Raw genomic sequence first — 23,271 nt, forward strand, 5'->3', positions numbered from 1 at the left:
AATTCACTCAAAGCAAATCATCTAAAACAAATCACCTAAAACCAATCACCTAAAACAAAGCCCATGCGGGCGAGATAAGGCCGCAGGCCGTTTCGTTCTGTAAGAGGAAATATCATGCTCAACTTTTTAACCCAGGTGCGTAAACCGACGCTGGATCTGCCGCTCGATGTGCGGCGTAAAATGTGGTTCAAGCCGTTCATGCAGTCTTATCTGGTCGTGTTCATCGGCTACCTGACCATGTATTTGATCCGTAAGAACTTCAACATCGCTCAGAACGACATGATCAGCACCTACGGGTTGAGCATGACGCAGCTTGGCATGATCGGCCTCGGCTTTTCGATCACCTACGGCGTCGGGAAAACGCTGGTGTCCTATTATGCGGACGGCAAAAACACCAAGCAGTTCCTGCCGTTTATGCTGATCCTTTCCGCCATTTGCATGCTCGGTTTCAGCGCCAGCATGGGGGTGGGTTCCGTAAGCCTGTTTTTGATGATCGCGTGTTATGCGCTGAGCGGCTTTTTTCAGAGCACCGGCGGGTCGTGCAGCTACTCGACCATCACCAAGTGGACGCCGCGCCGCAAACGCGGCACCTATCTGGGGCTGTGGAACATTTCCCATAACCTCGGCGGCGCAGGCGCGGCGGGCGTAGCGCTGTTCGGCGCCAACTACCTGTTCGACGGCCATGTGGTCGGGATGTTTATCTTCCCGTCGATCATCGCGCTGATTGTCGGCTTTATCGGCCTGCGTTTCGGCAGCGACTCCCCGGAAGCCTACGGGTTGGGGAAAGCCGAAGAGCTGTTTGACGAGGCCATCTCCGAAGAAGACAAGGAGACGGAAGACGGTGCCATGACCAAATGGCAGATCTTCGTCGAGTATGTGTTGAAAAACAAAGTGATCTGGCTGCTGTGCTTCTCCAACATCTTTCTGTATGTGGTGCGCATCGGCATCGACCAGTGGTCCACGGTTTACGCCTATCAGGAACTGAAACTGCCGAAAGCGGTGGCGATTCAGGGCTTTACCCTGTTTGAGGCCGGCGCGCTGGTGGGCACGCTGCTGTGGGGCTGGCTGTCGGATCTCGCCAACGGTCGCCGCGGGCTGGTGGCCTGCGTCGCGCTGGCGTTGATCATCGTGACGCTTGGCGTCTATCAGCATGCCGGCAACCAGTACGTTTATCTGTCGTCGCTGTTTGCGCTGGGCTTTTTAGTGTTCGGCCCGCAGTTGCTGATTGGCGTGGCCGCCGTCGGTTTTGTGCCGAAGAAAGCCATCAGCGCCGCGGACGGCATCAAAGGCACCTTCGCCTATCTGATCGGCGACAGCTTCGCCAAGCTGGGGCTGGGCATGATCGCCGACGGCACCCCGATTTTCGGGTTGACCGGCTGGGCGGGCACCTTTGCCGCGCTGGACGCCGCCGCGATCGGCTGTATCTGCCTGATGGCGATGGTGGCGGTGATGGAAGAGCGCAAAATCCGCCGCGAAAAACGCCTGCGTCAGGCGAAAACCGCCTGATGACATCCGCCGCCGGTGCATTGCCGACGGCGGATGACGAGCAACGGCGCGGCTGCCTGTCGGCGGCTCTAACCGGCGTGCCAGCGCCGTCGCTCTTTTCTTCTGCACGGTCCCTTACGGAATATTTCCGCTTTCTCCACAATTGGCGTAATTGTGAATGTCTCCCTTGCAAAGCTTTACCCTAGCCCCCGGTTAACTGAAATTCCCCGGCCTATACTGCATCGCAAAGGTTGACGCATTCCGGTGCGTTAATAATTAAAACCGTAACGTGAAGGAAGGTCTTATGTCTAAGTTAACTGCGATTGTGATTGCCTCTGCGCTGGCGCTGGGTAGCGCTGGGTTCGCCTACGCTCAGGATAATACCCCGCCGGATCAGGGCGCGCGTATGATGAAGCATCATGACGGCGAGCGCGGCATGGAACAGAATATGATGTTCAAAGGGTTGAACCTGACCGATGAGCAGCGCCAGAAAATGCGCGACATCATGGAGAACGCCAAACAGGACCGCGAACGGCCTTCGGCTGCAGAACGCACCGAATGGCACAGCCTGATTGCCGCCGACAGCTTTGATCAAGCCAAAGCCGAAGCGGTGGCCAACAAAATGGCTGAAACCAGTAAAGCCCATATGCTGAAGCGTCTGGAAATTCAGAACAAGATGTACAACGTGCTGACGCCGGAACAGAAAAAACAGTTCAACGACAACTTTGCCAAACACCTGAAAGAACCGGTGCCGGCAAAAGCGCCGCAATAACTGCCGAGCCTGATATAACCGGAATGCGCCTGCTGGCGCGTTCCGTCTTTTATCGCCGCTAGCGGCGAGACTCATCATTCGTTCTGCGCGGTTTTCTTGCGCCAGCCAGGCCGACCGGCACACCGCTTTTGGCCGATCTCTTGCGTTCAGACAGGTTTTTCCCCATCAGCACTTTTCAATCGCCCGATCTTGCTCTATCAATAGCGCGTCATTGTGATTCAGGGAGTGCGGCTCATGGCGTTTTCCGCCTTAAAATCCATCCTTTTCCTGGGTGTGCTCAGCGTGCTGAGCGCCTGCAAACCGGGGGCGCCCGCGGACAGCTCACGTCCGTTTACCACGTTTGAAGGTAAAACCATGGGTACCTTCTATAGCGTGAAGATCAGCGGAGAACTGCCGGAAGACCGGCAACAGTTGCAGCAGGAAATCGACGCCTTGCTGGAACAGGCCAACAACGAGATTTCGACTTACCGTAACGACTCGGTGTTGTCCCGTTTTAACCGCGACACCGGCACTGACCCGCAGCCTATCAGCAATGGCATGGCGGATATCATTCTGGCTGCGCAGCGCATCGGCCGGGCGACGGACGGGGCGATGGATATCACGGTGGGGCCGCTGGTCAACCTGTGGGGATTCGGGCCGCAGAAGCAGCCGGTGGCGATTCCCAGCCAGCAGCAGATTGATGATGCGCGGCGTAAAGTGGGGCTGAACCACCTTCGCCTGATCAGCAATCATCAGGGCGAATGGTTGCAGAAAGATCTGCCGGGCCTGTATGTGGATCTGTCTACTATGGGTGAGGGTTACGGTGCGGACCTGCTGGCGCAACTGATGACCCGCAAAGGCATCACTAACTATCTGGTGTCGGTGGGCGGCGCGATTTCCAGCCGCGGCGTCAACGGTCAGGGGCAGCCCTGGCGGGTCGCCATTCAGAAACCCACCGACAAGGAGAATGCCATTCAGGCGGCGGTAGACCTGCAGGGCTACGGCATCAGCACTTCCGGCAGCTATCGCAACTATTTTGAGCAGGACGGCAAACGCTATTCCCATGTCATCGACCCGGCCACCGGGCGGCCGATTACGCATCAGCTAGTTTCCGCCACCGTGATTGCCAGAACCGCGCTGGAGGCGGATGGCTGGGATACCGGGCTGATGGTGCTGGGCACCGAAAAGGCGTTGAAACTGGCGGAACAGCAAGGACTGGCGGTCTATTTGATCACCAAAACCGATAAAGGGTTTGAGGCAGTGATGACGCCGCAGTTCAAAGCGTTTCTGTTGCCGACGCCGTAATCAGACAACGAGCCTGATGCCTCTCCTCAGGCTCGGTTATTGCTGGATAATCCGGCGCCGCGAACGTACAATTCGCCCCGGCTACTTACTTATCAAATTCCTATCTCCGCATCCTTCTTTTCAGAAGGCGCTATTTCCTATGCGTGTTAAGTGAGTAGTCATGAGCCATTTTATTCTTAATAATCAGCCTGTTTCGGCTGATGTTATTTCACAGCACCTTTCTCGTATGCAAGCGGCCGCCATCGACCGTCCGCTGACAATCCCCGAGCGTATTTCCATTCTGAATCGCTGTATTGAATTGCTGAAAGCGCATCAGGATGAACTGTGCGACGCCTACAGCCAGGATTTCGGCTACCGCGCTCCCGGCAACACGCTGATTTCCGATATTCTCGGCTCGATTGATGCGCTGCGCCACGCGGCGCGCCATCTGGAGCAATGGGCGGAGGAAGAGCAGAGAACCTCGCCGTTTCCCGGCACCCGGGTGGTGGTGGAGTACAAACCGCTGGGGGTGATTGGCGTCATGAGTCCGTGGAATTTCCCGCTGGTGCTCACGTTTGGCCCGCTGGCCGGGGTGATCGCCGCCGGCAACCGGGCCATGATTAAGCCCTCCGAACTGGCTGAAAACGGCAGCCGGCTGCTGTGTCGGTTGATTGCGGAACGGTTCGCCGAAGACGAAATCTCGACGTTGCAGGGCGGAGTTGACGCGTCAATGCAGTTCTCGTCGCTGCCGTTCGACCATCTGGTGTTTACCGGCAGCACCGCTACCGGCAGGCAGGTGATGAAGGCCGCGGCGGAAAACCTCACCCCGGTGACGCTGGAACTGGGCGGCAAATCGCCGGTCATCGTGTCGCGCGGCAGCGATATCGTGCTGGCGGCGCAGCGTATCATGACCGTCAAAACGTTTAATGCCGGGCAAATCTGTATTGCGCCCGACTATGTGCTGGTGCACCGGGATGATCTGCCGGCGTTGGTCGAACAGGCCTGCGTGTTTCTGCGCCAGACCTACGGGACGTTTATCGAAAACCGCGAATACACCTCCGTGGTTAATGCCCGCCAGACCGCACGGCTGGAAGCGCTGCTGGATGACGCGCGTACGCAGGGGGCGACGCTGGTGCGCGTTACGGCGGAGGCGGACGATTTGCCGCGTCGGCGTATGGCGCCGACGCTGGTAATCAACCCGCCGCTCACCGCCCGCATTATGCAGGAGGAGATCTTCGGACCGTTATTGCCGGTGATCGCCTACGACCATATCGAGCAGTGCCTGACGATCATCAACGGGATGGATCGTCCGCTGGCCGCTTACTATTTCGGCGAGAGCCCGCAAGAGATTGCGCAGATCCGACACCGCACGCTATCCGGCGCGCTGGTGATCAATGACGTGATGAGCCATGTGCTGGTGCATGACATCCCGTTCGGCGGCGTTGGCGCGTCGGGGATGGGGGCTTATCACGGCGATATCGGTTTCAAACGGTTCTCACACGCGCGGCCGGTGTTTTATCAGAGCGCCGGGGGAGAATCGAATCTGTTGATGCGTGCGCCGTTTGATGACGCGTCCCGCCGGTGGGTGGCACAATTAATCGACGGGGAGATCGCCTGAGCGTAATCATTTATATGAGCCGCCATCAGGCGGCTTTTTTATATCGGCCCGCTCTCAGGGTAGTAATAAATAACCGGGTCGTCAGATGAAATAAGCTTACAAAAAACAAGGTTAATTATTAATGATATTCTGGAACGAATAATAATGAACCGGTGTTTTATTTATTCAGTGTGACGGGTCATATTAGCGACTGCCCCAGCAGCGGTGGCTGATACCACTCAATGGAGCATGAGCCTTGTAGCGCAGAGCCATCTGGGTCAGCTCTGGCCTGGGTTCACGACGCGGTAACCTGAAAAAGAGTGCGTATATTCGGAGGGCAGCCTATCCAGGTAAATAAAGCGTTATTTTATTTTAACTGAATGTGAAAGATTTATTTTTGAATGAAGCAGTCTTTAAACAACGCTATGACATAATAGTGGAATATTAGTTAATTAACTAATTTGATTATTTATAAACTAAAAAGCCAATCATATTAACGTTATGACATCGGCCCGCTAAGCAAAATAAAAAACAATAAACCGATAACAAATTTAAAGCCTATGAAATATTTGTAATTATGGAGTCACTGACTATGAACATTAACGACCAGGTATTGAGTCCGTTTATCTTGCCAAATGGCGTCGAGCTTAAAAATCGTCTCCTGATGGCGCCCATGACCACCTGCACCGGCTTTTATGACGGCACCGTCACCAAAGAGCTGGTGGAGTACTATCAGGTGCGTGCCGGCAGCATCGGCGCGGTGATTGTGGAATGCTGCTTTATCGACGATAAAGGGCTGGCGTTTCCGGGCGCGATTGGCATCGACAACGACGACAAGATCGCCGGGCTGGCGAAAGTCGCCGCGGCCATCAAGGAGAAAGGCTCGAAAGCCATTTTGCAGATCTACCACGGCGGGCGCATGGTGGAGCCGAAACTGATTGGCGGCCAGTCGCCGGTCGGGCCGAGCGCCGTTGCTGCGCCGCGGGAAGGGGCGGCCGTTCCGGTCGCGCTGACGGGCGAGGACGTGGAAGCCATGATCGCCAAATTTGGCGAAGGGGTGCGCCGCGCCATTGAAGCCGGCTTCGACGGCGTGGAAATCCACGGCGCCAATACCTACCTGATTCAACAGTTTTACTCCCCGAACTCCAACCAGCGCACCGACGAATGGGGCGGCAGCCGCGACAACCGCGCCAGATTCCCACTCGCCGTGCTGGAGATTACCCACAAGATGGCGCGCCAGTATGCGGATGCGTCCTTCATCATCGGCTATCGCTTCTCGCCGGAGGAAATCGAAGAGCCGGGCATCCGGTTTGACGACACCCTGTACCTGCTGGAAAAACTGGCGGCATGCGGGCTGGATTACCTGCATTTTTCTATGGGGCACACCCTGCGCTCATCCATCGTCGACACCACCGATCCCACCCCGCTGATTGGCAAATATGTCGCCATGCGCTCCGACACGCTGGCTAAGGTGCCGGTGATCGGCGTCGGCGGCGTGGTGAATAAAGCGGATGCCGACGCGGCGCTGGAACACGGTTACGATCTGGTGGCAGTGGGGAAAGCCTGCATTGCCTATCCGGACTGGACCGATCGCCTCATCAATCAACAGAAGCTCGAACTGTTTATCGACAGCACCCAACGTGAAGCCCTGACCATTCCGGAACCGCTGTGGCGCTTCTCGCTGGTGGAAGCGATGATCCGCGACATGAGCCTGTCGGCGAAAAAATTCAAGGCGGGCGTGTTTCAGGAGAAAGTGCAGGACGACGCCGGTGAGCTGGTTATCAACGTCAGCCTGGAAACGGATCGCATCGCCGACGTCACGCTGGAGCCTAATTCGCAGCTGAATACCGATTTCGTCAGCAGTTTTGAAGTTATTCGTTCCCGCATTCTTGACGCCAACAGCCCGCACGTGGATGCGGTCAGCGGCGCCACCACCCAGAGCGAAGCGGTGAAAAAAGCGGTGTCCAAGGCGCTGGCCAAGTCCTGTAAAGCGGCGATTATGGCGGAAGGCGGCGACCCGGCGGACATGCAGCGTTATGACGTGGTGGTGATCGGCAGCGGCGGCGCCGGTCTGGCGGCGGCGATTCAGGCTTGCGATGACGGCGCCAAGGTGCTGATTGTCGAGAAGATGTCCAGCATCGGCGGCAACACCATCAAGGCGTCGGTGGGTATGAACGCGGCAGGAACCCGTTTCCAGAAAATAAAAGGTATCGTAGACGACAAGGAGCGGTTCTACGAGGAGACGCTGAAAGGCGGTAAGCAAAAAAATAATCCCGCATTGCTGAAACGATTCGTGGAAGGTGCGCCGATGGCGATCGAGTGGCTGGCGGAGCGCGGTATCGAACTGAACGACATTACCATTACCGGCGGGATGAGCGTGGATCGCACCCATCGCCCGGCGGATGGTTCGGCGGTAGGCGGCTTTCTGATCAGCGGTTTGGTGAAAAACATCAACAAGCGCAATATCGACGTGATGCTGGAGACGTCGGTTATCGATATCGTCCATGACGCCGGCGCGATTACCGGTGTACGGGTGCTTAACGAGGACAATGAACAGCTGACCATCGCCACCAAAGGCGTGGTGGTCGCCACCGGCGGGTTCAGCGCCAACCGTGAGATGGTGGTGAAATATCGCCCGGATCTGGACGGCTTCGTCACCACCAACCACCAAGGCGCGACCGGCAGCGGCATCGCGATTCTGGAGAAGGTGGGCGCCGATACCGTCGACCTGGGGGAAATTCAGATCCACCCGACGGTCGAGCAGACTACGTCTTACCTGATCTCCGAATCCATCCGCGGCGGCGGTGCGATTCTGGTGAACCAGCAGGGGCATCGCTTCTTTAACGAGATGGAAACCCGCGACAAGGTGTCGGCGGCAATTATCGGCCTGCCGGAGAAGTATGCCTATATCCTGTTTGATGAGCAGGTGAGGGCGAAGAACAAAGCGGCGGACGAATATCTGTCCCGTGGTTTTGTGGTGAGCGCCGCTTCTCCGCGCGAGCTGGCGGAGAAGCTGTCTATCGACTTCCACGCTCTGCTGGCGACGCTGGAACGCTACAACCTGTTTGTTGAAAAACAGCATGACGACGACTTCGGCCGTAAAACCGCGTTGCGCCACCCCATCAATCAGGGGCCGTTCTACGCTATCCGCATCGCGCCCGGCGTGCACCACACCATGGGCGGCGTGGTGATCAACACCGATACCGCGGTGCTGGACAGCAAGAAACGGGTGATCCGGGGCGCCTTCGCCGCCGGTGAAGTAGTAGGCGGCATCCACGGCGGTAATCGCATCGGCGGCAACGCCGTCGCCGATATCATCGTTTTTGGTATTCAGGCGGGCCGTAACGCGGCATCCTACGTGCAGTTATAAGTAAAGACAGTGATAAGTAAAGGCAGTTGTAAGTAGATGTAGTTGTAAGCAAGAATGGCCTGCGTCAGCGAGCGTTGCTGATGCAGGCATTATTCGCTTTTCTTCCGGGACTATCCGCCATGCCGTCAGACGATCGGGTTTACGTCTATTCCACCGTACTCATGGGTTCGCCCATTCTGCTCAAATTGTTCGAACCGAATGAACATCTGGCATCGCAGGTGTTTGGCCGTATTAAACAACTTGAGGATGCGTTGACCGTTAACCGGGCTGATTCCGACGTCATGAGCATCAACCGTGCCGCAGGCAAACACCCGGTCGCCGTCAGTCAGCCGCTGTTCAATCTGATTAAGCGCGCCAGAGAAGTCAGCCTGCTGGACGGCAGTTGCTTCAATTTCACCATCGGGCCGGTGGTGAAATGCTGGAAAATCGGCTTTCAGGGCCACAGCGTGCCGCCCGCCGACGAATTGCGGGCGTTACTGGCGCTGACCGACCCTCACCACGTCGTGCTCAATGCGCAGGACTGCTCGGTATGGCTGGAAAAGGCGGGGATGGAAATCGATCTGGGGGCAATCGCGAAAGGATATATTGCCGATGTCGTCAGGCAATTCCTGTATCAGCACCATGTCTATCATGCGCTGATCAATCTGGGCGGCAACGTGCTGGCGCTTGGCAGACCGCAGAGCGGCAGTCAGGCGGGCTGGTCGGTAGGATTGCAAAAGCCGTTCGGCGACAACGGCGAGCTGATCGGCGTGGTTCACGTGACGAACAAGTCGGTGGTGACGTCCGGCATTTACGAGCGTTATTTCGAGTGCGATGGCCGCCTTTATCACCATATTCTCGACCCGAAAACCGGTTATCCGCTGGATAACGAACTGCTCAGCGTGACCATCATTTCCGATGCCTCCATCGACGGGGACATCTACACCACGCTGATTTACGGCCTGGGCGTGGAAAAAGGCATGGCTTACCTGTCCCGGCTACCGCATATCGAAGCCATTTTCGTGACCAAAGACCGGCGGGTGATTCTCTCCTCGCAGCGGCAGTATGCTTTTACGCTGTTGGATGCGGAGTACGCGCTGACTGCGGTGTGATAGCGCGAGAATGCGAAAGTGCAAAAGTGTTACTCTGCGCCCAGCAGCGCTTTTTTGGCTGCGGCGAGAAATTCATCCGACAACGGGTCCCCGGCGGTCGCGCGTGACAACATCAGCGCGCCGGCCAACAAAACCACCTGCGTCAGCGCCTGTTGCCTGCGCTGTTCGTCGTCTTCCGTATCGGAAAGGGACTCCAGCCTGCCCAGCATGGCTCTCACGCCATTGAGATACACCTCACGTACCGGCTTATCTTCGCTTTCCCGAGCCACATCGCTGGCTAATGCGGAGATCGCGCAGCCGTCCTTCACGCCATCGCGGTGGGCGGAAGACAGGTAGTTTTCTACCAGTGTACGCAGGTTGCGTTGCTCCGGCTGTTGGCTGAGCGCCTGCCAATGGGCGCTGGAATCTTCAAGAGCCTTGCGGCTGGCGATAGCGGCCAGTTCATCCTTGGAGGCAAAGTGCCCGTAGAAACCACCGTGGGTTAACCCGGCTGCCGCCATCAAATCATTCACGCTGACGCCATTCAGGCCACGTTCACGAAAGAGCTGTGAAGAAACCTGAATAATTTCTTCGCGGTTACGCTCCATCTGCTGTTTTGATACACGGGCCATTGCTTTCTCCTCTCATTGAACGGGCATCATCTTAGGGCATGGAAATACCAGACTCAATAGATGATGCCCTTCATCAATAACGGTCAACCGGTTCAGGCGCGCGGCGGTCGTAGATTGGCGATGCGAGCGCTGTCGCCGCCCTGAGCGCGGGGCAGACTGCCGGCGATCTGATCGTGCGGCGTTCCGAGCGAGATGGCGCTGGCGATTTCAAGGCGCGCCATCTGTTCATCGCTTAGCGTCACCTCCAGCGCCGCGAGGGTATCGTCCAACTGATTCCGGGTGCGGGAACCCAGAATGGGGATCAGACTGGTGCTGGAATGGGCCGCTTTCTGTCGCAGCCAGGCAATGGCAATGTGCAGGGGTTGCCGCTGTTGCTCCTGTGATACGGCGATGACTTCATCCAGCAGCGCGGTATCCCGCTCGATATGCACCAGCCGGCCGCCAAATCCCGTCAGACGACCTTCATTGCCGTGACGGTATTTTCCGGTCAGCAGACCGCCGCCCAGCGGGGACCAGAGCGTCGCCGCCAGCCCCAGCGCTTCCGCCATCGGCAGCAGTTCCCGCTCGGCGGTGCGTTGCGCCAGGCTGTATTCCACCTGTATCCCGGCGATACGCGACCAGCCGCGCAGTTCCGCCATCGTATCCGCTCTGGCGATGCGCCAGGCAGGGAAATTGGATAGCCCGGCATACTGAATTTTTCCTGCACGGATCAGATCGTCAAAGGTGCGCACGATCTCTTCAAGCGGGGTTAACTGGTCGTCAAAGTGCGCCCACAGCACATCAATGCGATCGGTTTTCAACCGTTTCAGGCTGTTCTCCACCGAGGAAATCATATTGCGGCGGCTGTTGCCGGTCTGCGCGATATCCGGGGTCGGCGCCGCGCCAAGGGTATATTTGGTAGCGACCACGAAGTGATCGCGTTCGGCAGCGATGAATTCTCCTACTAGCTGCTCGGACTGGCCGAACTGATAGGCGTCTGCCGTGTCGATGAAATTGCCGCCGGCGTCAGCGTAGCGTTCAAATACCTGTTTCGCTTCTTCTTTCTCTGAACCATAGCCCCAGCCGGTACCAAAATTGCCGGTGCCGAGGGCCAGTTCAGAGACGCGTAATCCGGTGTTTCGACCAAACGTGGTGTATTGCATGCTGTCGATCCTTTCTTTTAAATGTCGATTGACATTTATTATATATGTCACGCATCATCTATTTTAGCAAGTACGAGATCCACTTTCTTCACGCTGACAAAAGGACAAACGAATGAATACGATTCCTGCTGTTCTCATTACTGGTGCGTCATCGGGGATTGGCGCTGTTTATGCCGAACGTTTTGCGCGTCGCGGCCATGATCTGGTGCTGGTTGCTCGTGACCGTGCACGGATGGACGCGCTGGCTGTTCGTCTGCGCCAGGACTACGGCGTGACGGTTGAGGTCCTGCCAGCCGATCTTACCCAGCCTGACGAGCTTGCTGCGGTGGAGACGCGACTGCGCGAAGACAGCCATATCGGGATCCTGGTGAATAACGCGGGTATGAATATCGGTGGGAGCTTCCTTGAACAGGCGACGGACGATATCGAGCGGCTTGTCGCGCTCAACACGATGGCGCTGGTGCGGCTTGCCAGCGCGGTTGCACCGCGTCTGGCGACGGCAGGCGCGGGCGCCATCATCAATATTGGCTCTGTAGTCGGTTTGGCGCCGGAGTTCGGGTTGACCGTTTACGGTGCGACCAAGGCGTTTGTGCTGTTTCTTTCTCAGGGACTCAGCCTCGAACTGGCTCCCAGGGGCATCTACGTTCAGGCGGTGCTTCCGGCGGCGACGCGCACAGAGATTTGGGAACGTTCAGGCACCGACATCAATACGCTTCCCGCCGTGATGGAAGTTGAGGAACTGGTGGATGCCGCGCTGGTTGGTTTTGATCGCCGCGAGCCGGTAACTATCCCGCCGCTCCACGAAGCCGGGCAATGGGATGCTTATCAACACGCCCGGCAAGCCATGCTGCCGGGGTTTTCACAGGCGCATGCCGCCGCACGTTATCGACTGATGCACTCGCCGATACAGAATTGCGTCCGTAGCGCGCCGGTTTTATTTACTCAGGCAACAGACAGCCTGATGACGAAGCAATAGACAAGGTATTTTATGACATCAAATAAACCCATCGCGCTGGTTACCGGCGCCTCATCGGGAATCGGTGAAGCTACAGCGGAACGGCTGGTACAGGCCGGCTATAAGGTATACGGCACCAGCAGACGAGGTGCTCAGGCCGGGCAGCGGCGGTTTGATCTGCTGGCGCTGGATGTGACGTCTGATGAATCGGTCGACGCCGCCGTGAGCGAACTACTACGGCGGGAAGGACGCATCGATCTGCTGGTGAACAACGCGGGTTTTGGACTCAGCCCGGCCGGGGCGGAAGAAAGCTCAATCGAACAGGCGCAAGCGGTCTTCGACACCAATTTTCTGGGCGTTGTCCGTATGACCCGCGCCGTGGTGCCGCACATGCGCCAACAGGGCGGCGGCCGCATCATCAACATCGGTTCCATTCTCGGCGTCGTGCCGATGCCTTATGTGGCGCTCTACGCGGCCAGCAAGCATGCGGTCGAAGGCTATTCGGAGGCGCTGGATCACGAGTTACGCACGCGCGGTATCCGGGTTTCGGTCATTGAGCCTGCGTATACCAAAACGCAGTTCGAGTCCAACAACGTGCCGCCGGATGCGATGCTGGATGAATACGCCCCGGTACGCCGGGCGCTGGAAAAGGTGGTGAAGCTGGCAATGGCTAGCGCGGATGATCCGGCGGTGGTAGCCGAGGTTGTACTGAAAGCGGCCCGCGCAAAACGTCCGCAGCTTCGCTATACGGCAGGTACGGCCGCGGCTCGCCTGAGACTGCTGCGCCGATTTGCGCCGGGTTTACTGGACTCGGGTGTCCGCAAGAGTTTGCAGCTTGATGCGTAGCTTAGGAACTCAGCGTATGACCGTCTTATCACTCAGATTCCGGCCTCTGGCTATCTTGTCGGCGCTGCTGTTCTTCGTAATCGCCGTCGCCTGGATATCGGTGCCGGCTCTGATGCTGGCCAGTTGGGGCGTTGACTTCAGTAGTTCGGCGGGGCTGGTCAGTCGTCGTTCAGCGGCGCTGTATGCCGGAGTTGGCGTCATGTTCTTCCTGGCCAGAAATGTAGCGCCATCGCCAGCCCGCTCATCCCTGATGAAGGGCGTAGTGGTCACTTGCATGATACTTGCCACGCTTGGGGTGGGGGAGTTTGTTGCAGGACACGCCAATAGCGGGATTCTGCCGGCTGCCGTGTTAGAAGTCGTCCTCGCACTGGCTTTTCTTTCCGTCATTCGTACCGATAACCGCAGGCGGGCAGGCCGTTAATAGGTAATCACTCTGGAGAACAACACCTTATGAAAGCGTTCATTATCGATCGCTATGGCCGCAGAAGCGGTGGACGAATTGGCGAAATGCCTGAGCCGGAGCTACGGGGCGATGACGTCCTGATTCAGGTCCATGCCGCCGGCGTCAATCTGCTTGATGCCAAAATCAGGAACGGCGAATTCAGGCTGATTCTGCCGTATCGTTTGCCGTTGGTATTGGGAAACGATGTCGCAGGCGTTGTCGTTCGCGTCGGGCCGAAGGTAACGCGATTCAGACCGGGCGATGAGGTCTACGCACGGCCAGACCAGGAACGCATCGGCACTTTTGCCGAATTCATCGCCGTCAAAGAGGATTCGCTGGCGCTGAAACCCGGCAACCTCAGCATGGAAGAAGCGGCTTCTATTCCGCTGGTCAGCCTGACGGCCTGGCAGGTGTTGGTTGAAACCGCAAAGTTGAAGAAAGGGCAGAAGGTGCTGATTCATGCCGGTTCCGGCGGCGTGGGCGCCATCGCTATCCAGCTTGCCAAACATCTCGGCGCTTTCGTCGCCACCACCACCGGCACGAGTAACGTCGAATGGGTAAAAGCGCTGGGGGCGGATGTGGTTATTGATTACAGGAAGCAGGATTTTGAAACCGTACTGCGTGGCTACGATGTGGTGCTAAACAGTTTGGGCAATGACGTGCTGGAAAAATCGCTGCGGGTGTTGAGACCCGGCGGGCAGCTCATCTCCATATCCGGCCCGCCCGTACCGGCGTTTGCGACGGAACAGGGGTTGTCATGGGGACTGAAACAGGTGATGCGTCTCCTGAGCTACCGCGTCCGGAAGCAGGCCAGGCAGAAGGGCGTAAGCTACGCGTTTGTCTTTATGCGGGCCAGTGGAGGGCAGCTTGATGGAATTAGCGCTCTCATTGAGTCAGGCATCATCAGGCCGGTGGTGGATCGGGTCTTTCCATTTGAGGCGACGGCAGATGCGCTGTCTTACGTTGAGACCGGGCGGGCGAAAGGTAAGGTGGTCGTCAGATTGAGATAGTGGTTATCCGTTGGTGAAGGGATGCGTTACTGCTTAGTAGCATTAGTAAAAAGCCACCTGTGAAAGGTGGCTTTTTTATATGATTTTTCTGCTGAAATCTGGTGGCCCCTGTTGGGTTTGAACCAACGACCAAGCGATTATGAGTCGCCTGCTCTAACCACTGAGCTAAGGGGCCAAGTGGATGTTGATTATAGGTAATCCGGCTAGTGGGGTCTATAGCCTGGCGGCCATATGGTTGTTTTGTATCCAGCACTTAGCAGATTGTTATTATTAAGAATTCATTATATTTGCAGTGGGGATGGAGCGGTAATCGTGAATAAAGGCAGGCGACCGGAGACGTGGTTGTCAGTCGTTACGCCATGAGTAGCCACAGAGGTAAGAAAGAAAAACCCCCGGTCGGGACCGGGGGTTGATAGCACCGATTCAATAAAGAATCTTATTAATCGTCCAGGAAGCTACGCAGTACTTCGGAGCGGCTCGGGTGACGCAGTTTACGCAGCGCTTTCGCTTCGATCTGACGAATACGCTCGCGGGTTACGTCGAACTGTTTGCCGACTTCTTCCAGCGTATGGTCGGTATTCATGTCGATACCGAAACGCATACGCAGCACTTTGGCTTCGCGCGCGGTCAGACCGGCCAGCACGTCGTGGGTGGCGGAACGCAGGCTTTCCGACGTCGCGGAATCCAGCGGCAGTTCCAGCGTGGTATCTTCGATGAAATCCCCCAGATGCGAATCTTCGTCATCACCGATCGGGGTTTCCATGGAGATCGGCTCTTTGGCGATCTTCAATACCTTGCGGATCTTGTCTTCCGGCATCAGCATACGCTCGGCCAGTTCTTCCGGCGTCGGCTCACGGCCCATTTCCTGCAGCATCTGGCGGGAAATACGATTGAGTTTGTTGATGGTCTCAATCATGTGCACCGGAATACGGATGGTGCGCGCCTGATCCGCGATGGAACGGGTGATCGCCTGACGGATCCACCAGGTGGCGTAGGTGGAGAACTTGTAGCCACGGCGGTATTCAAATTTGTCTACCGCTTTCATCAGGCCAATGTTGCCTTCCTGAATCAGATCCAGGAACTGCAGGCCGCGGTTGGTGTATTTCTTGGCGATCGAGATAACCAGACGCAGGTTCGCTTCCACCATCTCTTTCTTGGCGCGGCGCGCCTTGGCTTCACCAATCGACATGCGACGGTTGATGTCTTTCACCTGCTCGATGGTCAGGCCGGTTTCTTCTTCGATCTGCTGCAGTTTCTGCAGGCTGCGATGCACGTCGTCTTCCACTTCGCGCAGTTTTTCGCACCAGGGTTTGCCCATGGAAAGCGCGGCGTCGAACCACTTGCTGTTGGTTTCATTGCCGGTGAACAGCGTTACGAAGTTTTTCTTCGGCATTTTGCACAGCTCGACGCACAGTTTCATGATCTGGCGTTCCTGCGCGCGCACGCGGTCCATCATGGCGCGCATGTTGTTCACCAGCAGGTCAAACTGCTTCGGCACCAGACGGAACTGCTTGAACACTTCAGACAGCTTGTTGATTTCATCAATCGCGGTCGGGTGGCTACGGCCATGCGCCTTGATGCTTACGCGGGTCGCTTCATACTGATCGCGCAGCTCGGTGAATTTCTGACGCGCCAGCTCCGGGTCGATGCTGTTGTCATCATCGGAGTCGTCTTCGTCTTCTTCGTTTTCGTCGTCATCATCATCCATGCCGTCGTCGGCCAGTTCGGCGTTCTCGGGCGTGGTATTCGGCGCCAGATCTTCTTCGGCGTTCGGATCAACAAAGCCGGTGATCAGATCGGACAGGCGACTTTCTCCCGCTTCGACGCGATCGTATTGATCCAACAGATAGGTGATGGCTTCCGGATACTCGGCTACGGAGCACTGTACCTGATTGATACCGTCTTCGATTCGCTTGGCGATATCGATTTCCCCTTCACGGGTCAGCAGTTCGACGGTACCCATCTCACGCATGTACATGCGAACCGGATCGGTCGTGCGGCCAATCTCAGATTCAACGCTGGACAATACCTGCGCCGCTGCTTCGGCAGCGTCTTCATCGGCGGTATTCTCAGCCAGCATCAGATCATCGGCATCCGGCGCTTCTTCCATCACCTGGATGCCCATGTCGTTAATCATCTGGATGATGTCTTCGATCTGATCGGAGTCGATGATATCTTCCGGCAGATGGTCATTGACCTCGGCATAGGTCAGGTAGCCTTGCTCCTTACCACGGGTGACAAGTAGCTTGAGCTGTGACTGCGGGTTTTGCTCCATAAGACGGTATCCACACTTCAGAATATTGGGGTTGGTGTCGGTCAGCGTAAGTCGCTAACAATAACATTAGGGGAATTTTTCTTATCGCCGCAGCCCCCGTAGCGGCACGCTGTAGGGCTCGACCCTACTATTTATCGGCAATTAAGCCGCGGGAAATCAGTTTTTTCGTGTTAGCGCCAGTTGCAGCGACCACAGTTCCTTGCGCTCGTTCGTGCTCAGCCCATGCGTTCTCTCGCGGGCGATTAGCGTGTCCATCCGCAACTGCAGCAACTGGTCGTAGAGCTCGGCCAGGCTGACCCTGAATTTTTCTTCGAGCTCTTCCTCTTCAATCATATGGTCCCAGGCGGCCAAGGTTTCAAGCTGCTTGCGATATTTACTTTCGCGATATTTCTCCAGCAGCAGTCCCATGTTCATGCCTGGGCTTTCATTGCAGGTTTTCACCAGGTCCAGAAACAGCTCCAGCCCTGCAACTTTGTTCTCTTCCACCCCTTCCAGCGCCAGTTCCGGCACTTCGGCGGACAACCTCGGATTTTGTACTAAAAGTCCTATCAGTATACGCATAGTTGTGACTTTTAGCCGTGGAGGCTGGTAGGACGATGTTTGCTCCGCCGCTTTCGGCAGCAGGCGATCCAGCTGGCTGTCGTCCAACAGCCCCAGTTTATTGCCAAGTTGTTGACGTAAGTATAATCGCAACGTTTCGCCCGGTACCTGCCCAATTAGAGGTAGGGCCAGCGTACTGAGCTTGGCGCGCCCGTCCGGGGTACTCATGTCTACCTGCTGCAGTAGCGAGTCGAACAAAAACGCCGACAGCGGCATCGCCTGTTCGATACGTTGCTCGAAAGCAGCCTTGCCTTCCTGACGCACCAGCGTATCCGGGTCTTCGCCGTCGGGCAGGAACATAAAGCGCAACTGCCGACCGTCATCCAGATAGGGTAGCGCGGTTTCCAGCGCGCGCCAGGCGGCGTCGCGTCCGGCGCGGTCGCCATCGTAACAGCACACCACCTGATCGGTGGCGCGAAACAACAACTGGATATGGTCCGCCGTCGTTGATGTTCCTAGCGAAGCCACCGCGTAATCGATGCCAAACTGGGCCAGCGCGACCACATCCATATAACCTTCGACTACCAACAACCGCTTCAATTCCGGATTTTTCTGTTGCGCTTCGTACAAGCCGTACAACTGGCGGCCTTTGTGAAAAATCTCGGTTTCCGGCGAGTTCAGGTACTTGGGCATACCATCGCCCATCACCCGACCGCCAAAAGCGATAACGCGTCCACGTTTGTCGCGGATTGGGAACATCACCCGATCGCGGAAACGGTCGTAAGTACGGCCATTATCGTTGGTCACCAGCATGCCGGCGTCGGTCAACGTGGTCCGGTTTTCGCTGCTGCGGCCGAAACGCTTTAACGCATTGTCCCACCCTGGCGGCGTACATCCGATGGCGAATTGCCGGATCACTTCATCACTCAGGCCGCGTCTGGACAGATACTCTCTGGCCGGCGTACCCGCAGGTTGGTTCAGGGTATGTTGGTAAAAAGCGCTTAATTGTTCCATCAGCTCGTATAAACTTTGCCGCTGGTGGCGTTCGAGCTGGGTCGGACCGGTGCCTGCTTCGTAAGGTACTTCCAGGCCGTGCATTGCAGCCAGTTCTTCAATGCTTTCAACAAATTCCAGACGATCATAATTCATCAGGAAATCAATCGCGTTGCCGTGGGCGCCGCAGCCGAAGCAATGGTAGAACTGCTTGTCACCGTTAACGGTGAACGAAGGGGTTTTCTCGTGGTGGAACGGGCAACACGCGTGATAATTCTTGCCCTGCTTTTTCAGTTTGACGCGCGCATCGATCAGGTCAACGATGTCGGTGCGGGCCAGCAGGTCATTAATAAATACGCGGGGAATACGTCCAGCCATAAGCCCCTTATCTATATACGTTTATAAACGACAATAAGCCGCGCATTCCTTTCGGAAAGCACGGCCTTCGTATGCAACTGCTAAGTCTGCGGATTAATCACGCGGTGGAGGATAACCCTCCAGAAAATTAATACAGACGAGTGCGGCGTGCGTTTTCTCGAGCCAGCTTCTTGGCGTGACGTTTCACAGCAGAAGCTTTAGCGCGCTTACGTTCGGTAGTCGGTTTTTCATAGAACTCACGACGACGAACTTCAGCCAAAACACCTGCTTTTTCGCAGGAACGCTTGAAACGACGCAGAGCGACGTCGAACGGCTCGTTTTCACGTACTTTAATTACCGGCATGTGCCTCTCACCTCAGTAAATTCGGTTTGCTGCTGGCCTTGTGCCAGCCTTTTCAAAATGGTGCGGAATTCTACTGCAACTGTGGCGCGTTTGTAAAGTGCATCAGCGATCATAAAACGCGCGACGCCGGTTCGCTCGTCTGTGGACTGGCTTATGATAGACTATGCCCCGCCTGAATCAAGCAGCCGTGGCGGGCCGCCGTAAATGTAACCGAGAGTGAAAACAGCAATGCGCGTATTGGGTATTGAAACATCCTGCGATGAAACCGGGGTCGCGATTTATGACACGCAGGCCGGGCTACTGGCGAATCAGCTTTACAGCCAGGTGAAGTTGCATGCCGATTATGGCGGCGTGGTGCCTGAGCTGGCCTCCCGCGATCATGTTCGCAAGACCGTGCCGCTGATTCAGGCGGCGTTGAAAGACGCCGGGCTACAACACAGTGATATCGATGGCGTCGCTTACACGGCTGGCCCAGGTTTGGTTGGGGCGCTGCTGGTTGGTGCGACGGTAGGGCGCTCGCTGGCGTTTGCCTGGGATGTGCCGGCTATACCGGTGCATCACATGGAAGGACACTTGTTGGCGCCGATGCTGGAAGATAATCCGCCGGCGTTTCCGTTTGTCGCGCTGCTGGTGTCCGGCGGTCATACCCAGTTGATCAGCGTTACCGGCATTGGCGAATACCGTTTGCTGGGTGAATCCATTGACGATGCGGCTGGCGAGGCGTTCGATAAAACCGCCAAGCTGCTGGGGCTGGATTATCCCGGCGGGCCGTTGCTGTCGAAAATGGCGCAAAGCGGGCATTCCGACCGTTTTGTGTTTCCCCGGCCGATGACCGATCGACCCGGTCTGGATTTTAGTTTCTCCGGGCTGAAGACTTTCGCCGCCAATACTATCCGTGAAAACGGCAATGATCCGCAGACGCAGGCGGATATCGCGCGGGCGTTTGAAGATGCGGTGGTGGATACGTTGGCCATTAAATGCCGGCGTGCGCTTGATGAGACCGGGTTCAGCCGGCTGGTGATGGCCGGCGGCGTGAGTGCCAACCGGACATTGCGTCAGCGGCTGGCGGACATCATGACGAAACGGGGCGGCGATGTGTTCTATGCCCGCCCTGAATTCTGTACCGACAACGGCGCCATGATTGCTTATGCAGGAGCGGTTCGTCTTGCCCAGGGCGTGACGGATGAGCTTGGCATCACGGTGCGGCCGCGTTGGCCGCTGGCTGAATTGCCCGCGCTGTGACTTTCCGGCTATTCCGCCCCAAACGCATAGCGGGGCGGAAAGGCATTACAGTTCCTGTTCAAACAATACCAGTATTGCTTCATACAGTTGCTTGACGCTGAAGCCCCGGGCTGGCGTGGTGAAGATGGTATCGTCGCCGGCGATGGTGCCGAGAATCCCTTCCGATTTGCCCAGCGAGTCCAGCAGGCGGGCGATCAGCTGTGCTGCGCCAGGGCTGGTGTGAATCACGACCACCGCGTCGTTGTAATCCACGTCCAGCACCAGGTTTTTCAGCGGACTAGTGGTGGTGGGAACACCCAGTTCGGCAGGCAGACAGTAAACCATCTCCATCTTCGCGTTGCGGGTACGCACCGCGCCAAACTTGGTCAGCATGCGGGATACCTTGGACTGGTTGATGTTCTCGAACCCATCGTCCTGCAGCGCCTGCACAATTTCGCTTTGCGAACTGAATTTCTCTTCTTTTAACAGCGCTTTGAACGCCTTAACCAGATCTTCTTGTTTAGTGGAGTTACGCATTCTGCACCGCGTCCGGGGATAAAGTGGAACATGCGGTCATTATGCATTTTAATGAATTTTTATGCAATATGATCGCGTATAAAACCGGATTGTTGGCCTGAAGCAGCGGGCTTAATGGGCGGTGGGGCAATACTTTACCAGGGTGTCAAAAAATGTGCTCTTCATCACATAAAAGTAAAATAAATGTTATCAAAATGATGTTGTTTGGAGGCTGATGGTCGGTGTAATGTAACACACCCGTTAATCAGTCGTGGGCTTATGCCGGGGCGCACTACAATTGCCTGTTACTTTAATTACCTTTCAGATATCAGGCAGATTGTTAGTTTATTATTAATCACATAGTGCGTTATCGCTGCGTGCCTATTTATCGCTGCGGACCTATGTAGTGTCCTTCTGAAAACAGGTCTGACGCCTGGCTTCTCTCGCGAGCATAAACGTTTTTAACTAAACGCATCCACGGTAATTTTACTTAACATAATAAGGAGTTTAGGATGAAAGTTGCAGTTCTCGGAGCCGCAGGTGGTATTGGTCAAGCCCTTGCCCTTCTCCTCAAAACCCAGCTTCCTTCAGGTTCAGAGCTCTCTCTTTATGATATCGCCCCCGTTACGCCGGGTGTAGCTGTCGATCTGAGCCACATTCCCACCGATGTGAAAATCAAAGGTTTCAGCGGTGAAGATGCTACTCCTGCTCTGGAAGGCGCAGATGTTGTGCTGATGTCTGCCGGGGTGGCCCGTAAGCCGGGGATGGATCGTTCCGACCTGTTTAATGTGAACGCAGGGATTGTACGTAACCTGGTTTCGCAGATTGCCCGTACCTGCCCTAAAGCCTGTATCGGCGTTATCACCAACCCGGTCAATACCACGGTGGCGATTGCCGCCGAAGTGCTGAAGCAGGCCGGCGTGTATGACAAAGACAAACTGTTTGGCGTCACGACGCTGGACATTATCCGTTCCAGCACTTTTGTTGCCGAACTGAAAGGCAAACAGCCGCAGGCCATCGACGTGCCGGTTATCGGCGGCCACTCCGGCGTCACTATCCTGCCGTTGCTGTCCCAGATTCCGGGCGTGAGCTTCACTGAGCAGGAAGTGGCCGATCTGACCAAACGTATTCAGAATGCGGGCACCGAGGTTGTGGAAGCAAAAGCCGGCGGCGGGTCAGCAACCCTGTCTATGGGTCAGGCAGCCGCACGCTTTGGTCTGTCTCTGGTTCGTGCTCTGCAGGGTGAAAGCGGCGTGGTTGAGTGCGCTTATGTGGAAGGCGATGGCAAACACGCTCGTTTCTTTGCTCAACCGCTGTTGCTGGGCAAAAACGGCATTGCCGAGCGTAAAGACATCGGTGCGTTGAGCTCGTTTGAACAGCAGGCTCTGGTTAGCATGCTGGATACCCTGAAGCAGGATATCGCGCTGGGCGAAGAGTTCGTTAACAAGAAATAATCACCTGCGTGTGACATATACCGTTGATAAGGCCGGAGTCTATTCTCCGGCCTTTCTTTTTTCCGGAAGCATTATTCGGATTGCGGATCAGACTGCGGACGGATCAGTTTTTTGCGGTCGAGTAGTTCTTGTGTTTCAGGATCGTAATAGCGACTGGGCCATATTTCCGATGGGTGAATACCCAGCGCGTCGGCTATTAACCATTCGCCCTTCGGCCATGGGCGGGATAAAGCATTGGCCAGCGTGGAAGAACTCAACCCGGCAGCCCGTGATACGGCAGCGAGCGTTGTCCCTTTCTTTCTCAGTGCCGCAATAATATCGGCGGGATGCCAGTCATTTTTCCTTGAATTCATAATCCTTCCCTTATTGCTATTAAGACGACAGCGTATTAATGGTATAACTAACGGCTCATGGTGAATGGTTTCGCTAACCAAAAGCCATTATTTGGAAATAATATAGCACCAATTTCCTTAATATTTCCAAATTAATTTCCAAATGGATCTGAATAGATAACGAGTATCTCTATCGGGATGAAAAGGACATGAAAAAAGAGTGGTTTGCGACCAGCGAATTGGTTGGTATTGGCGGACTCCCTAAATCACGGCAAGGATTGAATAAGCGAGCCCGAGAAGATGGTTGGGAAAAGCGTCGCCGTAAAGGTGTACAAGGACGAGGGGTAGAATATTCTATCCATAGCTTGCCTCAGTCTGTTCAGCAAACACTGCTGATGCAGGAAACGTCAGGTGAATATTCGGCAAAGCCGTCAGACATGCTGTCAGTCTGGATCCAGATTTACCATCAGTTATCTGTCCCGGAACGGGAAAAACTGATTGCGTATATCATGCGCGAAGGCGTGTCTGCCACGTTGAAACAGCTGGGTCTTGCCAATACGGCAAGCGCGACTTTGATAAAAGATTTTTCTGATTAAGTGACTCAGCCATTCCCGATTTTCTGTATTGCGGAATGG

The 23,271-nt window shown here is 55.9% G+C and carries 20 protein-coding genes and 1 tRNA gene; 13 read left to right on the forward strand and 8 right to left on the reverse strand.

From position 1 onward, the window contains the following. Positions 1-114: 114 nt before the first annotated feature. The 6 genes from uhpT to DXX3274_RS03555 all read left to right on the forward strand — a co-directional run bounded on the left by uhpT (position 115) and on the right by DXX3274_RS03555 (position 9,578). Positions 115-1,506: a hexose-6-phosphate:phosphate antiporter gene (gene uhpT, locus DXX3274_RS03530; protein WP_042858600.1), complete on the forward strand. Its 1,392-nt coding sequence runs from the start codon at positions 115-117 to the stop codon at positions 1,504-1,506. A 283-nt stretch (positions 1,507-1,789) separates the two neighbouring features. Next, positions 1,790-2,257 (forward strand): ATP-independent periplasmic protein-refolding chaperone Spy, encoded by a 468-nt coding sequence (gene spy / locus DXX3274_RS03535; RefSeq protein ID WP_042858602.1) that lies wholly within the window; start codon positions 1,790-1,792, stop codon positions 2,255-2,257. A 234-nt stretch (positions 2,258-2,491) separates the two neighbouring features. Then, entirely contained in the window at positions 2,492-3,541 is a 1,050-nt protein-coding gene (gene apbE / locus DXX3274_RS03540; RefSeq protein ID WP_042858604.1) for an FAD:protein FMN transferase ApbE, read from the forward strand. Between the two features lie 160 nt (positions 3,542-3,701). Beyond that, the gene (locus tag DXX3274_RS03545) at positions 3,702-5,138 is read left to right on the forward strand and encodes a coniferyl aldehyde dehydrogenase (RefSeq protein WP_042858606.1); all 1,437 of its coding nucleotides are present in this window, start codon (positions 3,702-3,704) and stop codon (positions 5,136-5,138) included. 571 nt (positions 5,139-5,709) lie between these two features. Then, a complete protein-coding gene (locus DXX3274_RS03550) occupies positions 5,710-8,487 on the forward strand; it encodes a flavocytochrome c (RefSeq protein WP_042858608.1) in 2,778 nt (925 codons plus the stop codon). Positions 8,488-8,606: 119 nt separating this feature from the next. Further along, positions 8,607-9,578, forward strand: a complete 972-nt coding sequence (locus tag DXX3274_RS03555; RefSeq protein WP_042858609.1) for an FAD:protein FMN transferase — start codon at positions 8,607-8,609, stop codon at positions 9,576-9,578. Positions 9,579-9,607: 29 nt separating this feature from the next. Here the strand turns inward: DXX3274_RS03555 and DXX3274_RS03560 are convergent, their stop codons facing one another. After that, on the reverse strand, positions 9,608-10,189 hold the full coding sequence (locus DXX3274_RS03560) for a TetR/AcrR family transcriptional regulator (protein WP_042858610.1): 582 nt from the start codon (positions 10,187-10,189) through the stop codon (positions 9,608-9,610). Between the two features lie 92 nt (positions 10,190-10,281). Continuing rightward, positions 10,282-11,331 carry an aldo/keto reductase gene (locus DXX3274_RS03565; RefSeq protein WP_042858611.1) on the reverse strand — a complete coding sequence of 350 codons (1,050 nt, stop codon included), beginning with the start codon at positions 11,329-11,331 and terminating at the stop codon, positions 10,282-10,284. Between the two features lie 112 nt (positions 11,332-11,443). Between DXX3274_RS03565 and DXX3274_RS03570 the strand changes: the two genes are divergently transcribed. Genes DXX3274_RS03570 through DXX3274_RS03585 form a run of 4 tightly spaced genes read left to right on the forward strand, consistent with a single transcriptional unit; the run spans position 11,444 to position 14,584 of the window. After that, entirely contained in the window at positions 11,444-12,307 is an 864-nt protein-coding gene (locus tag DXX3274_RS03570; protein ID WP_042858612.1) for an SDR family oxidoreductase, read from the forward strand. 12 nt (positions 12,308-12,319) lie between these two features. Next, the gene (locus tag DXX3274_RS03575) at positions 12,320-13,132 is read left to right on the forward strand and encodes an oxidoreductase (protein WP_042858614.1); all 813 of its coding nucleotides are present in this window, start codon (positions 12,320-12,322) and stop codon (positions 13,130-13,132) included. A gap of 16 nt (positions 13,133-13,148) precedes the next feature. After that, positions 13,149-13,553: a hypothetical protein gene (locus DXX3274_RS03580; protein WP_042858616.1), complete on the forward strand. Its 405-nt coding sequence runs from the start codon at positions 13,149-13,151 to the stop codon at positions 13,551-13,553. 29 nt (positions 13,554-13,582) lie between these two features. Next, complete coding sequence (locus tag DXX3274_RS03585) at positions 13,583-14,584, forward strand: NADP-dependent oxidoreductase (protein ID WP_042858617.1); 1,002 nt, start codon at positions 13,583-13,585, stop codon at positions 14,582-14,584. Between the two features lie 99 nt (positions 14,585-14,683). Here DXX3274_RS03585 and DXX3274_RS03590 read toward each other — a convergent pair. The 4 genes from DXX3274_RS03590 to rpsU form a co-directional block, all read right to left on the reverse strand. After that, a tRNA-Ile gene (locus DXX3274_RS03590) sits at positions 14,684-14,759 on the reverse strand. Between the two features lie 264 nt (positions 14,760-15,023). Continuing rightward, entirely contained in the window at positions 15,024-16,859 is a 1,836-nt protein-coding gene (gene rpoD, locus DXX3274_RS03595; RefSeq protein WP_042858618.1) for an RNA polymerase sigma factor RpoD, read from the reverse strand. A gap of 156 nt (positions 16,860-17,015) precedes the next feature. After that, entirely contained in the window at positions 17,016-18,770 is a 1,755-nt protein-coding gene (gene dnaG / locus DXX3274_RS03600) for a DNA primase (RefSeq protein ID WP_042858619.1), read from the reverse strand. 127 nt (positions 18,771-18,897) lie between these two features. Then, complete coding sequence (gene rpsU, locus DXX3274_RS03605) at positions 18,898-19,113, reverse strand: 30S ribosomal protein S21 (protein WP_001144069.1); 216 nt, start codon at positions 19,111-19,113, stop codon at positions 18,898-18,900. 228 nt (positions 19,114-19,341) lie between these two features. Between rpsU and tsaD the strand changes: the two genes are divergently transcribed. Next, positions 19,342-20,355: a tRNA (adenosine(37)-N6)-threonylcarbamoyltransferase complex transferase subunit TsaD gene (tsaD, locus tag DXX3274_RS03610; RefSeq protein ID WP_042858620.1), complete on the forward strand. Its 1,014-nt coding sequence runs from the start codon at positions 19,342-19,344 to the stop codon at positions 20,353-20,355. Positions 20,356-20,400: 45 nt separating this feature from the next. Here the strand turns inward: tsaD and argR are convergent, their stop codons facing one another. After that, a complete protein-coding gene (argR, locus tag DXX3274_RS03615) occupies positions 20,401-20,871 on the reverse strand; it encodes a transcriptional regulator ArgR (RefSeq protein WP_013316302.1) in 471 nt (156 codons plus the stop codon). Positions 20,872-21,362: 491 nt separating this feature from the next. Between argR and mdh the strand changes: the two genes are divergently transcribed. Further along, positions 21,363-22,304 carry a malate dehydrogenase gene (mdh, locus tag DXX3274_RS03620; protein ID WP_042858622.1) on the forward strand — a complete coding sequence of 314 codons (942 nt, stop codon included), beginning with the start codon at positions 21,363-21,365 and terminating at the stop codon, positions 22,302-22,304. A 71-nt stretch (positions 22,305-22,375) separates the two neighbouring features. Here the strand turns inward: mdh and DXX3274_RS22615 are convergent, their stop codons facing one another. Next, positions 22,376-22,657: a helix-turn-helix transcriptional regulator gene (locus DXX3274_RS22615; protein ID WP_022632112.1), complete on the reverse strand. Its 282-nt coding sequence runs from the start codon at positions 22,655-22,657 to the stop codon at positions 22,376-22,378. A 188-nt stretch (positions 22,658-22,845) separates the two neighbouring features. On the opposite strand from DXX3274_RS22615, the gene DXX3274_RS03625 reads away from it, so the two are divergent. Beyond that, positions 22,846-23,232, forward strand: coding sequence for a DNA-binding protein (locus tag DXX3274_RS03625; protein WP_042858623.1), 387 nt, complete (start codon positions 22,846-22,848; stop codon positions 23,230-23,232). The last annotated feature ends 39 nt before the right edge of the window (positions 23,233-23,271 follow it).

The organism is Dickeya sp. NCPPB 3274 (assembly GCF_000406205.1).
GTDB classification, from domain to species: Bacteria; Pseudomonadota; Gammaproteobacteria; order Enterobacterales; family Enterobacteriaceae; genus Dickeya; species Dickeya fangzhongdai.